The organism is Wenjunlia tyrosinilytica (genome assembly GCF_014646055.1).
GTDB lineage: Bacteria > Actinomycetota > Actinomycetes > Streptomycetales > Streptomycetaceae > Wenjunlia > Wenjunlia tyrosinilytica.
On sequence record NZ_BMMS01000025.1, the window covers coordinates 126,868 to 141,092 of the forward strand.

A 14,225-nucleotide genomic window follows, 5' to 3' on the forward strand; every position below is an offset into this window, starting at 1 on the left:
TGAGCGATCCGAGCAGGAGCGAACCATGCACCAAGACCAACCAAAAAAGGGCGCTGCCAACGGGGCCGCGGCCAAGTCCGAGCAGTCGAGCGCGAAGAAGACGGCCTCGGCGCCCGGGAAGCCGCAGTACGACGTGGCCGTCCTCGGCTCCGGCCTGGCCGGGTCCACCCTCGCGGCCTGCCTGGCCCGCAACGGCGCCAAGGTGCTCATCCTGGACGCCGGAACGCACCCGCGGTTCGCGATCGGCGAGTCCACCATCCCGTACACCTCGATGATGATGCGCCTGGTCAGCGAGCGGTACGGAGTGCCGGAGATCAAGTGGCTGACCACGTTCGAGGCGGTCCAGGCGAAGATCTCCACCAACTCCGGGGTCAAGCGCAACTTCGGGTTCCTGTACCACCGCGAGGGCAGGCGCCAGGACCCGCGCGAGACCAATATGTTCCCCATCCCCAAGATCACCCACACGGAGAACCACTTCTTCCGCCAGGACACCGACGCCTGGATGCTGGGTGTGGCACTGAAGTACGGGGCCCAGGTCAAGCAGCAGACCAAGATCACCGACGTCGACATCGACGACGACGGCGTGACCGTCATCCCGGAGAACGGCGAGACCATCCGGGTGAAGTTCGTCGTGGACGCGAGCGGCTTCCGCTCCCCGCTGGCGCGGAAGTTCGGCGTCCGTGAGGAGCCGAGCCGGCTGCGGCACCACTCGCGGTCGCTGTTCACGCACATGGTGGGTGTCAAGCCCTACGAGGACACCATGCCCAAGGGGCTGCACCAGAACCCGAGCCCGTGGAGCGAGGGCACCCTGCACCACATGTTCGACGGCGGGTGGATGTGGGTCATCCCGTTCGACAACCACGCCCGCTCCACCAGCCCGCTGTGCAGCGTCGGCCTCAACCTCGACCCGCGCGTCCACCCGGTGCCGGACTGCTCGCCCGAGGAGGAGTTCCGCCGCTTCATCGCCAAGTTCCCGGACATCGCCCCGCAGTTCGAGGGCGCCACGGCGGTCCGCGACTGGGTGCGCACCGGACGGCTCCAGTACTCGTCGAAGCAGACCATCGGCTACCGCTGGTGCCTGACCTCGCACGCGGCCGGCTTCGTCGACGCGCTGTTCTCCCGCGGCCTGTCCAACTCGATGGAGATCATCCACGCGCTCGGCTGGCGCCTGCTGGACGCCATCCGCGAGGACGACTTCTCGGTGGAGCGCTTCAAGTACGTCCAGGAGCTCGAGCAGGGCCTGCTCGACTTCAACGACGACCTGGTGGCGAACTCCTACACCTCGTTCAAGAGCTTCCCGCTGTGGAACGCCTGGTTCCGGGTGTGGTCGCTCGGCCAGATCCTGGCCACCTTCGAGATCAACCGCGCCTACGCCCAGTACCTGGACAACCACGACCCGGCCGTCCTGGAACGTCTGGAGCGCCAGGCGCCCGACGGGGCCATCCCCGACTACCGGCCGGCGCGCGAGCTGCTGAGGAAGGTCAGCGACCTGACCCGGGCGGTGCAGAACGGGAAGGCCGAACCCGACACCGCGGCCGACGAGATCCTCACCGTCCTGCGGGCCGCGGACTTCGTGCCCCCGGCGTTCGGTCTGGCCGACCCGAACAACCACTGGACCGACGCCTCCACCTTCAAGATCCTCAGCACGCTCAACTGGGCGAAGAAGAAGGCGCCGAAGGAGATGGGCGACCTCGTCTACGAGGGACTGACCCTCTTCATCCGCAAGCGCTTCGACCGCGAGGAGTTCAACCTCAAGGAAGAGCTCATCCACACGATCGCGCCGTGGCCGGTGATCGGCAAGCGGTTCCGGGTCCCCGCGCCCGAGTGACCAGATTCCGAGACCCCGAACCGTTTCGCCCGGCCGCAAGGAGTAGACCGTGGAAGACCTGAAAACCGAGAAGACGACATACGACGTGGCGATCCTGGGCTCGGGCATAGCCGGCTCCATGCTCGGCGCGATCCTGGCCCGCAACGGCGCCAAGGTGCTCCTGGTGGACGCCAGTTCCCACCCGAAGTTCGCGATCGGCGAGTCCACCATCCCGTACACCCTGGTGGCGCTGCGCACCATCTCGGAGCGCTACGGCGTCCCCGAGATCAAGACGCTGGCCACCTTCACCAACAGCACCAAGGTGCTGGGGCCGAAGTTCGGGGTGAAGAAGCACTTCGGCTTCCTGCTGCACCACGAGGGCGAGCCGCAGAACCCGCGCGAGGTCAACCAGTTCGACACGCCGGGCCTGCTGCACGAGGCGAGCCATCTGTACCGGCAGGACACCGACGCGTACATGTTCTACACGGCGATCAAGTACGGCGCCGTGCCCCGGGAGAACTTCCGGGTCGTCGACGTGGACTTCGACGACGCCGGAGTGACCATCAGCTCGGACAAGGGGGAGCAGGCTCGCGCCCGCTACGTCGTGGACGCGAGCGGCTACCGTTCCCCCATAGCCGAGAAGTTCCAGCTGCGCGACGAGGTGTGCCGCTTCAAGCACCACTCGCGCTCCATCTGGAACCACATGCTGGACGTGCCGCGCACGGACGACCTGTTCCACCACGCGCCCGAGGACACCCCTCCGGTCAAGTGGTACGAGGGCACCGTGCACCACATGTTCTCGCGCGGGTGGTTCTGGCTCATCGGGTTCGACAACCACGAGTGGTCCAGGAACCCGCTGTGCAGCGTCGGCCTGACGCTGGACCCGCGCAAGTACCCCCGGAACCCGGACATGACGCCGGAGGAGGAGTTCCACGCCTACGCGGACAGGTTCCCGGACGTGCACCGGCAGTTCCAGGGCGTCAAGCCGATCCGCGAGTGGGTGGCCACCGACCGTCTGCAGTACTCGTCGAAGCAGTGCGCCGGCGACCGCTGGTTCCTGCTCTCGCACGCGGCCGGGTTCCTCGACCCGCTGTTCTCCCGCGGCCTGTCCAACACCGCCGAGGCGATCAACACGCTCTCGTGGCGGCTGCTGGCGGCCATCAAGGACGGCGACTTCTCCCGCGAGCGCTTCGACTACGTCGACCGGCTCCAGCAGGGCCTGTTCGACTACAACGACTCCCTGGTGAACTCCGCGTTCATCTCCTGGGAGGACTACGACCTGTGGACCGCGGTCTTCAGGATCTGGGCGTGGGGCGCCAACGCGGGCACCTTCCATCTCCAGAGCGCGCTCACCAAGTACTTCAAGGACGGCAACGACGAGCACTTCAAGGCCGCGGAGGACGTGCCGCACCTCGGTCTGTACTGGCCGAACCACGAGGGGTACAAGAGCCTCTACGACGAGATGGTCGAGCAGTGCGAGGCATTCGAGGCAGGCACGGTCACGGCTCGAGAGGCCGCTGACACACTCTACGCCCACATCGCGAGGGCTCCCTATGTGCCCAAGAACTTCGGCTTCGCGGAACGCGACCAGCGGTTCCTGCACCCGACGCCGAAGGTCATCGCGAAGACCGTCCGGTGGGCGAGGAAGGAAGGCGACCCCGCGGTGCGCAGGCTGATGCTCAGCACCGGCAAGGAAGCGATCAAGGCCAAGGCCATGGGACGACGGATCTTCTGACCGGACCGAGGGGGTGGGGGCCTCCGGGAGGAGGCACCCCCGCCCCCTTGCGCCGTACCTGCGGAACGGAGCGGTCCATTCGAGGAGTTGCCCTCAGAAATTCATTGCTTGTAGAGTTAATCGCTAGATGAATTCCTAAGACGCAGCGCCCGTAGGGCGCCCCGCTCAATCGCCGTTCCGGCAGTCGTTCGACAGTCATCTGGAGGAAACATGAAGCCGTCAGCCGTCGGCGAAACGGGCAGGCAGGCCCCCCCGCCTGTGAGTCCGCCGTCCACCGCAACCGCCCAGACCGGTCCGGTCGCGACCGGACGATGGCTGGTCCTGGTCGTCGTCCTGTCCGCGGTCTTCATGCAGCTGCTGGACACGACGATCACGATGGTCGCGCTGCCGTCGCTCCAGAAGGACCTCAACGCCACGTTCGCCGACATCCAGCTGGTCGTGGCGATCTACTCCCTGGCCTTCGCCTGCATGCTGGTGACCGGCGGGCGCCTGGGTGACATCTACGGACGCAAGAAGGTCTTCCTGATCGGCATGGTGGGCTTCACGCTCGCCTCCGCGCTGTGCGGAGCGGCGCCGGACGCCACCTTCCTGATCGCCTCACGGCTGGTGCAGGGCCTGTTCTCCGGCCTGATGTTCCCGCAGGTGCTCTCGATCATCCAGGTGTCGTTCACGGAGAAGGAGCGGCCGAAGGCCCTGGCCTTCTACGGCGCCACGATCGGCCTCGGCACGGTGCTGGGCCCGGTGCTCGGCGGCTGGCTGATCGAGCTGGACATCCTGGGCACCGACTGGCGCTCCATCTTCTACGTGAACCTGCCGATCGGCCTGCTCGCCCTCTTCCTCGGCGCCGTGAAGATCAACGAGTCCTCCTCGCCCGAGGCCAGCCGGCTCGACCCGATCGGTACGGTTTTGCTGACCACGGGGCTGTTCCTGCTGATCCTCCCGCTGGTGATCGGCCGTGAGAACGACTGGCCGACCTGGAGCCTGGTCTCCCTCGCGGTCAGCCCGCTGTTCCTGATCGCCTTCTTCGTCTACGAGGCGAGGCTGACCGCCAAGCCGGGCTCCTCGCCACTGGTGCCGAGCGGGCTGTTCAAGGAGCGCTCCTTCACCGTCGGCCTGATCATCAGCCTGGTGTTCTTCGCCGGTATCCCGTCGTTCTTCATGGTCCTGTTCCTGGTCCTCCAGGTCGGCTTCGGCTACACGCCGGTCGGCGCGGGTGTGATCACCCTGTGCTTCGCCCTCATGGTCGCGGTGGGCTCGGCCCGCTCCGCCTCGGTCGTCAAGCGCCTGGGCACCTGGACGCTGGCCATCGGCTCCGGGCTGATCATGCTGGGCATGATCGGGATCATGATCACGCTGCACTACTCCGGCACCGACCTGAAGGGCTGGCACCTCATCCCGGTCCTGATCGTCGCGGGCGCGGGCGGCGGGCTCTTCCTCGCCCCCTGCACCGGGATCATCCTGGCCGGCATCAAGTCCCGCGAGGCCGGTTCGGCCTCGGGCATGCTGGCCACGGTGCAGCAGGTCGGCGCGGCCACCGGTGTCGCGGTCGCCGGCATCCTCTTCTTCGGCCTGCTGGGCTCCAACGCGACCCACTCCAGCGGCACGGCCCTGCCGGACCTGCGCCACGACCTGTCGGTCTCCGGGCTCCCGGCCGCCGAGCAGCGCAACGCCGTGGCCGGCTTCCAGACCTGTTTCGACGACCGGATGAACCAGAAGGACCTCTCGGCCACCCCGCCGAGCTGCACGGCGATCGAGCGGCGGGTCGCCGACAGCCCGGCTCCGCCCGAGATCAAGGCGAAGGTGAAGGCGGCGGTCCTCGAGGGCGCCGTGCCCAAGGCCCGCAAGGAGGACTTCAGCCTCAGCTTCCAGAAGGCCCTGTACTGGCAGGTGGGCGTTTTCGCCATCTCCATGCTGCTCGTCCTGGCCCTGCCCAAGGTCAAGCCCACCGAGACGGTGCACGCCGCCGCCTGACGGCACCGGCCGCGACGGCCGCTGGGCGGCCGTACGAGAGCCCAGCACAACCAGGCCCGACCGGGATGGCGCCGGTCGGGCCTGGTGCTGCCTGCGAGCGGTCCGCGTCGGCCGTCCCGGGGGCGGTCCTGGGACGGCTCTCGGTGGCTTGCTGGACGGGTGCGGGGAAGCGGTGGGGGATTTCCGGAGGAGGGCCGTGGCCCGTGACGAGGTCATGTTGCCCTCAGTAGTTCATCAGCTGTAGAGTTCATTAGGTGATGAATTCTGCGCCGTAGTGCCCCGCCCACAGCGGCGGAGCGCGGGCGAGGGAGGCGGGTCGACGATGGACCGAGTCATCGAGCATCTGCTGGCGCTTCCGGCCTGGGCCGCCGTGACCATGGTCTTCCTGCTCCCCGCCCTGGAGGCCTCCTCCTGGCCCGGTGTCGTCCTCCCCGGCCAGTCCGCCGTCATGGCTGGCGGTGTGCTCGCCTACCACGGCAAGGCGCCCATCGCCGTCGTTCTCGCCGCCGCCGTCCTCGGCGCCGTGGCGGGCCCCGGCATCGGCTACGCCGTGGGACGCAGGTGGGGCGGCGCGATGCTCGCCCGGCTGCCCAAGCGCCTGGTCAAGCCCGCGGACCTGGACAGGGCGCAGGACCGGCTGCGCCACCTCGGGGCCGCCGCGGTCGTCGGAGCCCGGTTCATCGGGGTGCTGCGCACGCTGGTCCCCGTCATGAGCGGCGCCGCCCACATGCCCTACCGGCGGTTCCTGGTCTGGAACGCCGTCGGCGGCAGCGTGTGGGCCGTCGCCTGGGTGCTGATGGGCTTCGCGGCGGGCAGCGGTGCGCAGCGCGGAGGCGCCGCCGAGGCGACCGGTCTCCTCGTGGCCGCCGCCGCCGTGGTCGTCGTCCTGCGCGCGGCCATGAGGCGGATACGGGCCGGGCGGTCGGCCGGGTCCGGTCTCGAGGCCCACAGCTGACAGGCCGTCGAGCGGCCGTCGGGGGGCCGTGCGAAAGGCCGATCGGCGGCCTCGGGCAGACGACGCAAAACGCCCTTGCGGTTCGAGGACGGCTCCACCACCCTTCCTCTCCTTCTGGGCATCCTCGACTCGTCCGTCGTGGCCCGATGCGGACAGCCGCGGCATGCATGTCGGAAGGACGACCCATGAAGGCCTCCAGGTCCACCGATAACGCTCAGCAATTCGCCAGGACGTCCGATCCCACCGAGAAGTACGACGTGGCCATCCTGGGCGGCACGGTGGCGGCCGGACTCCTCGGAGCGGTCCTGTCCCGCCAGGGCGTCCGGGTGCTCATCATCGGCGCGGCGGCCGACCGCGTCGAACCCGCGGGAGAGACCACGGTTCCCTACACCGCCGAGGTCTTCCTCCTGCTCGCCAAGCGGTTCAACGTGCCCGAGATCGCGGCATTCGGTCTCTTCCCCGACCTGCCCAGGAAGGTCAGGAGCTCCAGCGGCGTCAAGAAGAGCCTCGGCTTCCTCCACCACCGCGAGGGCCAGTCGCAGGACCCGCGCGAGTGCGTCCAGTTCAATGTCCCGGGCGAGCACAGCGAATGGCATCTGTTCCGCCCCGACGTGGACCGCTACACCCTCGAGATCGCCGCCGCCCACGGAGCCTCCGTCGCGCCCGAGCACATCCTCGTGGACGACGCCTGGATCGAGGACGGCGAAGGACGCGTCAGCACCACCAACGGCTCGGTCTACCAGGCCCGTTTCCTCGTCGACGTCACCGGCCCGGACAGCCCGCTGGTGCGCCGCCACGGCGGCGACGACCCCGAGCCGCGGCTGCGCCACCGCTCGCGGGTCTACGCCACCCATATGCTGGGCGTGGCCGCCTTCGAGGACGTCTGCCCGCTGTCGGACTACCCCAAGGCCACCCCGTGGTCGCAGGGCACCGTGCACCACCTCTTCGACGGCGGCTGGCTGCAGTTGGTGGACTTCGGCAACCACGAGGGCAGCGAGAATCCGGTCACCGGCGTCACCCTCAGCCTCGACCCCGAGCGCTTCGGCGACCTGCCCGAGGACCCGGCCAAGGCGTTCCGGGCCGTCGTGGACCGCTACCCCGACCTCGCCCGTCAGTTCACCGGTGCCACACCGGTGCGGCCGTGGAGGGCGCACCGGGTCTACCAGCGCACCGCCTCCACCACCTTCGGCGAGCGGTGGTTCGCCCTGGAGCGGTCGGCCGCGCGCAACGACATGTTCCTCTCGCGCGATGTGACGATGGCGGCGGAGCTGGTGCACGCCCTCGCCTCCGCGCTCGTCCCCGCCGTGCGGCGCGACGACTGGTCCACCGAGCCGTTCTCCCGCGTGGCGAAGTTCCAGGACGTCCTCGGCGACTTCAACGACCGCCTGCTGCACGCGGCCCGCACCGCGTGCCGGGACTTCCGGCTGTGGAACGCCTTCTCCCGGGTGTGGCTGCTGTGGCAGATCCTCGCCGACCTCTCCCTGAAGCGGGCGAGGCTGGACTGCGAGGCCGGACCGGGGCCCGAGCCCGACTGGGCGCCGGTGGAGGACTTCGAGCTCGGGGGCATCTGGTTCCGGGCGCCCGCGGGACTGCGGGAACTGGTGGACCGCACGCTGGACACCATCGACGAGGTGGAGGCCGGCACGGCCGACTCCGCGGCCGCCGCCGACCGCATCTTCGCCGAGCTGCGCCGCGAGCCGTTCGTCCCGCCGCTGTACAGCTTCGGCGACCCGCAGGCACGGGTGTACCACTTCACCTTCCCCAAGCGGCTGCGCATGCTGTTCTGGGTCAAGACCAAGGCTCCCGCGGACTTCCGGCGACTGCTGACCCGTGACAACGTCACCTCGGTGACCTCGGCCTCGAGCCGCTGACCGCGAGCCCCGCACACGAGCGCCCGCCGCCCCGTCGGGACGGCGGGGCGCTCCGCGTCACCGCACACTCCACACCGGCCGTACCAGCCACAGCAGCCCACACCGGCCGCCGGGCACACCGCCCCACGGCAACCGTCCCACGGCACAGCGCCCCACGGCACACCGCAGAGTCCGCCGCGTACGGCGACCAGGATCCGCGGCGAGCTCCCGGAGCGCACCGCACCACATGGCAACAGGGGAGAGAAGATGACCACGGAGCACACACAACCGCGCTCGGCCAAGACCGTGCTGGACTGGCTGGTCAACCGCATCGCCACGCGCCTCGACGTTCCGGCGGAGCAGGTGCCGGTCGACGCCTACATCGACGAACTCGACATCGACTCCGCGGACGCCCTGGTCCTCGTCACCGCGCTCCAGCAGTGGCTGGGCCGCGACCTGGACGTCACCGAGGTGTGGCGCCACCCCACCCTGCTGGAGCTGTCCGCCTACCTGGCACGGGAGTACCTGGACGCCCCCGAGGAGCGGTCCCTGCGCCGCCTGTGAGCGCCCCTCACGACGAAGCTGCCGCCGGCCCCCCGATGGGGCCGGCGGCAGCTTCGTCGTACCGCGCCGCGCTACTGCAGGATGCGGCCGTAGGCGCCGCGCCAGTACGCCAGCGGGTGGCGGTCCTGCTCGGTGCCGCCGCCGATGACCCGGCCGATCAGCAGGGTGTGGTCCCCGGCCTCCACGGCGTTGTGGAGCTCGCACTCGGCGTGCGCCACGTTCACCTGGAGCACCGGGGCGCCGCTGGCCGGTCCCGGCTCCCACCGCACACGGTCGAACTTGTCGTTGGCGCCCGAGGCGAACAGCTGCGAGACCGACTGGCCCTGCGAGCCCAGGATGTTCACGGCGAACCTGCCGCTGGACAGCACGGCCGGCAGGGTGCCGCTGCGGTTGCTGACGCTGGAGAGCAGCAGCGGCGGGTCGACCGAAACACTGCAGATCGCGGAGCAGGTCAGCCCGCGGGGCTGGTCGTTCTCGTCGAGGGTGGTGACCACGGACACGCCGCTGGCGAAGGAGGCCATCACGAAACGGAAGGTCTGCAGGTCGACCGAGGGCAGCGACTCCAGGGCCATGTCCGCGGACTGCGGCGACACCAGGTTCTGAGCCTGCGGAGTCATCACAGCTCACCGGCCTCGGTGGCGGCTGTCAGCTTCGCCCGGTCGGTCTTGCCGTTGGCCGTCCTCGGCAGGTCGTCGAGTATGTGGAGCTTGTCGATGATCATGTAGGTAGGCAGCCTTTCTGCGCAGCAGCGCTTTACGGCGAGCAGGGAGGGGCGCCCCGACTCCGACGGCACGGTGAAGGCGTGGAGCTGGGCCTCGAGCCCGGTTCCGACCACCAGGACCGCCACGTCCGAGACGGAGTCCAGGGAGGCGATGGCCGCCTCGATCTCCCCCAGTTCGATGCGGTGGCCGCGCACCTTGACCATGTGGTCCCGGCGGCCGGCGTAGTCGAGGTCTCCGTTGGCGTCACGGCGGGCGATGTCCCCCGTGCGGTAGGGGCCCCGGTGCGGCTCCCGGCCCCAGTAGCCGAGCATCACGGTCGGTCCGGTCACCACGACCTCGCCCTCGCCCCCGTCGTCGGGGTCGAGCAGCACGGTGTCCCCGGAGCAGGCCCTGCCGATCGGCACCGGCCGGTCGCGCTCCAGATCGGCGTCCGTGACCTCGTAGGAGGTGCAGACATTGGTCTCGGTGGGGCCGTACCAGTTCAGCAGCCGCACCTTCGGCCAGTCCGTGCGCAGGGCCTGGACGTGGTGGATGGCGAAGGGCTCGCCGGCGAACAGGACGGCACGCAGCGCGGGCGGCTGCGGCTGCTCGAGCAGCCCGCCCTCACGGATCATCAGGCTCAGCGCCGAGGGCACCGAGTACCAGACGGTGATCCCCCGGTCGCGGATGAACTGCGCCAGCTGCGCCGGGGCGTAGGCCATCTCCTGCGGCACGATGTGCACCGACGCCCCGGCGAGGAACGCGGCGTACAGGTCGAAGACCGACAGGTCGAAGTTGAACGGAGCGTGGTTGGACAGGCGGTCCTCGGGACCCACCTTCACCTCGCGCGCCGCCCACTCGACGAACGACAGCGAGTTGCGGTGGCTGATGCACACGCCCTTGGGCGCGCCCGTCGACCCCGAGGTGTAGAGGATGTACGCCGGCTCGTCCGGCTCGTTCTCGTACGCCTTCGGCCGGGCCCCGTCCGTGGCCTTGCGGCGCAGCTCGTCGAAGCTCAGCAGCTCCACGGCGTCCCACTCGGCCTTGCGGGCACGGAAGGCCGCGTCCTCGTCGGCGACGACGAGCGCCGGCTCGGCGTTCTCGGCGATACGGGTCAGCCGGGCCGGGGGGTTGGACCCGGTCACCGGGATGTAGATGGCGCCCACGCGCAGCGCCGCCTGCATCACGGCGATCGCGTCGACGTTCTTCTGGCTCCAGATCACCACGCGGTCTCCGGGCCGCACCTTGCGGCTCAGCAGGGCCGCCGCGTAGCGGTCGGCGAGCCGGTCGAGCTCCCGGTACGTCGTCGGGCCTTCCGCACCGTGGACGGCGACAGCGTCAGGGTGGCGCCGCGCCGACTCGATGAGAAGCTGGTGCAGTCTCATAGGCCGAGCTCCCTTGCGATGAGTTGCCGCTGGATGTCGGAGGTACCGGAGAAGATCACCGAGGGCACCGCGTCCCTGAGCGCCGCCTCGACGCGGTCCGCGCGCTGGTAGCCGCGGCCGCCGAACAGGCGCACCGCGTCGAGCGCGCTCGCGACCACGCCCTCGGACACCGCGAGCTTCGACAGCGCGATGGACAGCGTCGACGAGGCGCCCTGGTCCATCTCCCAGCAGGCGCGGTAGAGCAGCAGCCGGGCCCCCTCGGTGCGCAGTTTCATCTCGGCGATGCGGTGCGAGACCGCCTGGAACTGCGAGAGCCGCTGCCCGAACTGGCGTCGTCCGCGCACATACTTCACGGAGTGGTCGATCAGGCGGTCCGCCAGCCCGATGTACCCGGCGAACAGGCAGGCGCGCTCCCAGCCCATCGAGTGCTGGAAGATGTAGCCGCCCTGCCCGGGCTCGCCGAGGACGTTTTCGTCCGGCACGAAGGCGTTGTCGAAGCGCAGGCTGCCCGCGGGGCACTGCAGCAGGCCCATCTTGTCGAAGGGCTCGCTGGGGACGACGCCCTCCATGGAGCGCTCCACCACGAACCCGGTCACCCCGAGGTGCCCGGCCTTGGGATCGCTGGTTGCGTAGGTGGTGAAGACATCGGAGACGGGGCCGTTGCTGATGAAGCTCTTCTCGCCGTTGAGCACCCAGCCGCCATTGGTCCGCTCGGCGGTGACGGACAGCTTGGAGACGTCGGAACCGGCCTCGGCCTCGGTCATCGCGTTGCCCGCGATCAGCTCGCCGCCGCAGATCCCGGGCAGGATCCGCTTGCGCAGCTCCTCCGTGGCGAAGTCCACGATGGGCATGGCGCAGGCGAACAGGTGAGCGCTGGCGCCGAAGACCATGCCGGTCTCCACGCAGCCGCGGCCCAGCGCCTCGACCTGGAGCGCGGTGTCGAGGGCGCCGAGGCCTCCGCCGCCGTACCGCGTCGGCACGGACAGGCCGAGCAGGCCGAGGTCGCCCAGCTTCTTCCAGTCCTCACGGGTGTAGAACTCCGTCAGCTTGGCTTCCTCGGTGGGGAACGCCTCGCGCACCGCGGCGAGGGTCGCGTCGTACTTGGCACGCTGTTCAGTGGTCCAGCCGAACTCCACGGTTCCTCCGCTGGTTGATCAGGCGGTCCGGATCCGACAGTCGGCCGGGACCGGGTCCTCTCATGACTGGGTGGGCATGCGGCGGACCGTCTAGGCGGCCGCTTCGTCGCGCCCGTTTCCCACGGACGCCGGGGACTGGGCGCGGGCCGCGGACTTCGCCGTGGACGCCGCGTCCTCCTTGGCCCGGCGCAGCAGCACGGACAGCAGGGGCGCGGCCATGGCGGTGGTGACCAGCGCCATCATGACGAGCGCGGTGAACAGCTGGACGCTCAGCAGTCCGAGGTCGAGGCCGACGTTGAGGATGATCAGCTCGGTCAGTCCCCGGGTGTTCATCAGCAGGCCGAGGGTCGACGCGTCGCGCCAGTTCATCCCCGTCATCCGGGCGGGGATCGCCACACCGCCGAGCTTCGCCGTGATCGCCACGGCGATGATCGCGAGCATCTCCCACACACCCGAGGCGGTCAGGGTGGTCAGGTCGACCTTCAGTCCGGTCACCACGAAGAACAGCGGCAGGAGCAGCTTGCCGGCGTGCTCCATGGGAGTCTGGGCGGACTGGTACAGCACCCCCTCGCGGTCGCGGGGCATCACCATGCCGAAGAGGAAGGCACCGAAGATCGCGTGGATGCCGATCTGGGAGGTGACGTACGCCGAGCAGAAGACACCCGACGCGACGACGACGGCGACGTAAGGCGCGGCCCCGTTGGGCAGCCGCTTGGACGCCTGTGCCAGAAGCGGCTTGACGATCCAGAACATCACGGCGAGGTAGACCAGCGACCAGCCGATGACCCCGAGGAAGCTCGCCGCGCCGCCCGCCGTCACCAGGGCGACGACGACGGCCAGCATGCACCACGCGAGCACGTCGTCGGCAGCGGCCAGGGCCAGGGCCAAGGTGCCCACCCGGCTGAGCTGCAGCCGCTGGTCCACGATGATGCGGGCGAGCACGGGGAAGGCCGTGATGGACATCGCGACGCCCAGGAACAGGGCGAAGTCGAGCAGGTCGACGTGCTTGCCGCCCACGGAGTCGTGCGAGTTGTAGATGACGGCGGCCAGGCCCATGCCCAGCGCCAGCGGCAGCCCGATGGAGCTGAGCCAGATCGCCCCGGTGGAACGCCGCCGGCCGCGCACGGTCTTTCCGTCGAACTCCCACCCGATCATGAACATGAACAGAAGAAGGCCGACCTGGGAGACGACCGACAGGAAGGGGCGGACCTCGGCCGGGAAGAGCTTGGTCGGCAGGTCTCCTGGTAGGAGTCCGAGCAGGCTCGGTCCGAGGCAGATACCGGCGGTGATCTCACCAATGACGGCGGGTTGCTTGATACTGCGGGCAAGGAGGACGAATACCGTGCCCACGGCGAGGACCAGGGCTATGTCGCCGATGGCGACGGTGGAGATCCACTCCGCGTGCGAGGCTGCTTGGCTCACTTTCACTCCCGTGGGGGTGCGCTGGTTGTGCGGACACCACCGGTCAGCCGGCGATCGTCCAGGTGTCGTTGCCGGCGAGCAGGGCGGCGAGGTCGCCCTTGCCCTTCTGTTGGACCGCCTGGTCCAGCTGCTCGGCCATGTCGGCGTCGTAGACCGGCCGCTCGACGTTGCGGAACACCCCGATGGGGGTGTGGTGCAGCGTGTGGGGGTCGGCCAGGCGCGACAGCGCGAAAGCCGTGGCGGGACTGGCCGCGGCGGCGTCGTGCACGAGCACGCCGTCCGTGCCCTTCGTGGCCACGTTGATCACTTTGAGTTCGCCCGTGGCGCGGTCGCGGACGACGCCCTTGGAGCCGAGTCCGTCGGCGGCGGGCGCCCCGAAGCGGATCGGCTGCCCGTGCTCCAGCCGGATCAGCGTCTCCTGGGCGCTGGCCTTCTCCTTGAGCGCCTCGTAAGCGCCGTCGTTGAAGATGTTGCAGTTCTGGTAGATCTCCACCAGCGCTGTGCCGGGGTGCCGCGCCGCCGCGTGCAGCACGGAGGTCAGGTGCTTGCGGTCGGAGTCGATGGTCCGGGCGATGAACGAGGCCTCCGCGCCCAGCGCGAGCGAGACCGGGTTCAGCGGCGCGTCCAGTGAGCCCATCGGTGTCGACTTGGTGATCTTGCCGACTTCGGAGGTGGGGGAGTACTGGCCCTTGGTGAGGC

General features: G+C 69.5%; 10 protein-coding genes and 1 pseudogene. 6 read left to right on the plus strand and 5 right to left on the minus strand.

Translation table 11 applies throughout. From position 1 onward, the window contains the following. Nucleotides 1-25 precede the first annotated feature (25 nt). The 6 genes from IEY86_RS26075 (at nt 26) to IEY86_RS26100 (ending at nt 8,882) form a co-directional block, all read left to right on the plus strand. Nucleotides 26-1,828: an NAD(P)/FAD-dependent oxidoreductase gene (locus tag IEY86_RS26075; protein WP_189134288.1), complete on the plus strand. Its 1,803-nt coding sequence runs from the start codon at nt 26-28 to the stop codon at nt 1,826-1,828. 49 nt (nt 1,829-1,877) lie between these two features. Continuing rightward, nucleotides 1,878-3,542 (plus strand): NAD(P)/FAD-dependent oxidoreductase, encoded by a 1,665-nt coding sequence (locus tag IEY86_RS26080; protein WP_265805545.1) that lies wholly within the window; start codon nt 1,878-1,880, stop codon nt 3,540-3,542. Nucleotides 3,543-3,752: 210 nt separating this feature from the next. After that, the gene (locus IEY86_RS26085; RefSeq protein WP_189134289.1) at nt 3,753-5,513 is read left to right on the plus strand and encodes an MFS transporter; all 1,761 of its coding nucleotides are present in this window, start codon (nt 3,753-3,755) and stop codon (nt 5,511-5,513) included. Nucleotides 5,514-5,835: 322 nt separating this feature from the next. Then, nucleotides 5,836-6,468, plus strand: a complete 633-nt coding sequence (locus IEY86_RS26090) for a DedA family protein (RefSeq protein WP_189134290.1) — start codon at nt 5,836-5,838, stop codon at nt 6,466-6,468. Nucleotides 6,469-6,653: 185 nt separating this feature from the next. Further along, the gene (locus IEY86_RS26095) at nt 6,654-8,339 is read left to right on the plus strand and encodes an NAD(P)/FAD-dependent oxidoreductase (protein WP_189134291.1); all 1,686 of its coding nucleotides are present in this window, start codon (nt 6,654-6,656) and stop codon (nt 8,337-8,339) included. A gap of 246 nt (nt 8,340-8,585) precedes the next feature. Further along, nucleotides 8,586-8,882 (plus strand): acyl carrier protein, encoded by a 297-nt coding sequence (locus IEY86_RS26100; RefSeq protein WP_189134292.1) that lies wholly within the window; start codon nt 8,586-8,588, stop codon nt 8,880-8,882. A 71-nt stretch (nt 8,883-8,953) separates the two neighbouring features. Here the strand turns inward: IEY86_RS26100 and IEY86_RS26105 are convergent, their stop codons facing one another. From IEY86_RS26105 to IEY86_RS26125, 5 genes and pseudogenes are all read right to left on the minus strand, one after another. Further along, nucleotides 8,954-9,499: a flavin reductase family protein gene (locus IEY86_RS26105; protein WP_229698764.1), complete on the minus strand. Its 546-nt coding sequence runs from the start codon at nt 9,497-9,499 to the stop codon at nt 8,954-8,956. Continuing rightward, nucleotides 9,499-10,968 (minus strand): amino acid adenylation domain-containing protein, encoded by a 1,470-nt coding sequence (locus tag IEY86_RS26110; RefSeq protein ID WP_189134293.1) that lies wholly within the window; start codon nt 10,966-10,968, stop codon nt 9,499-9,501. The genes IEY86_RS26105 and IEY86_RS26110 overlap by 1 nt, the downstream gene beginning before the upstream one ends. Then, nucleotides 10,965-12,104, minus strand: coding sequence for an acyl-CoA dehydrogenase family protein (locus tag IEY86_RS26115; RefSeq protein ID WP_189134294.1), 1,140 nt, complete (start codon nt 12,102-12,104; stop codon nt 10,965-10,967). The genes IEY86_RS26110 and IEY86_RS26115 overlap by 4 nt, the downstream gene beginning before the upstream one ends. Before the next feature lie 90 nt (nt 12,105-12,194). After that, nucleotides 12,195-13,526, minus strand: coding sequence for a cation:proton antiporter domain-containing protein (locus tag IEY86_RS26120; RefSeq protein ID WP_189134295.1), 1,332 nt, complete (start codon nt 13,524-13,526; stop codon nt 12,195-12,197). A 43-nt stretch (nt 13,527-13,569) separates the two neighbouring features. Continuing rightward, nucleotides 13,570-14,225: pseudogene (locus tag IEY86_RS26125) on the minus strand (2-oxoacid:ferredoxin oxidoreductase subunit beta); the annotation flags it as partial.

Excerpts from the sequence above, each read along its gene's own strand:
- IEY86_RS26090 (WP_189134290.1), top strand. The coding sequence starts at position 5,836 with ATGGACCGAGTCATCGAGCATCTGCTGGCGCTTCCGGCCTGGGCCGCC.
- IEY86_RS26110 (WP_189134293.1), bottom strand. The coding sequence starts at position 10,968 with ATGAGACTGCACCAGCTTCTCATCGAGTCGGCGCGGCGCCACCCTGAC.
- IEY86_RS26095 (WP_189134291.1), top strand. The coding sequence starts at position 6,654 with ATGAAGGCCTCCAGGTCCACCGATAACGCTCAGCAATTCGCCAGGACG.
- IEY86_RS26100 (WP_189134292.1), top strand. The coding sequence starts at position 8,586 with ATGACCACGGAGCACACACAACCGCGCTCGGCCAAGACCGTGCTGGAC.
- IEY86_RS26105 (WP_229698764.1), bottom strand. The coding sequence starts at position 9,499 with ATGACTCCGCAGGCTCAGAACCTGGTGTCGCCGCAGTCCGCGGACATG.
- IEY86_RS26075 (WP_189134288.1), top strand. The coding sequence starts at position 26 with ATGCACCAAGACCAACCAAAAAAGGGCGCTGCCAACGGGGCCGCGGCC.
- IEY86_RS26085 (WP_189134289.1), top strand. The coding sequence starts at position 3,753 with ATGAAGCCGTCAGCCGTCGGCGAAACGGGCAGGCAGGCCCCCCCGCCT.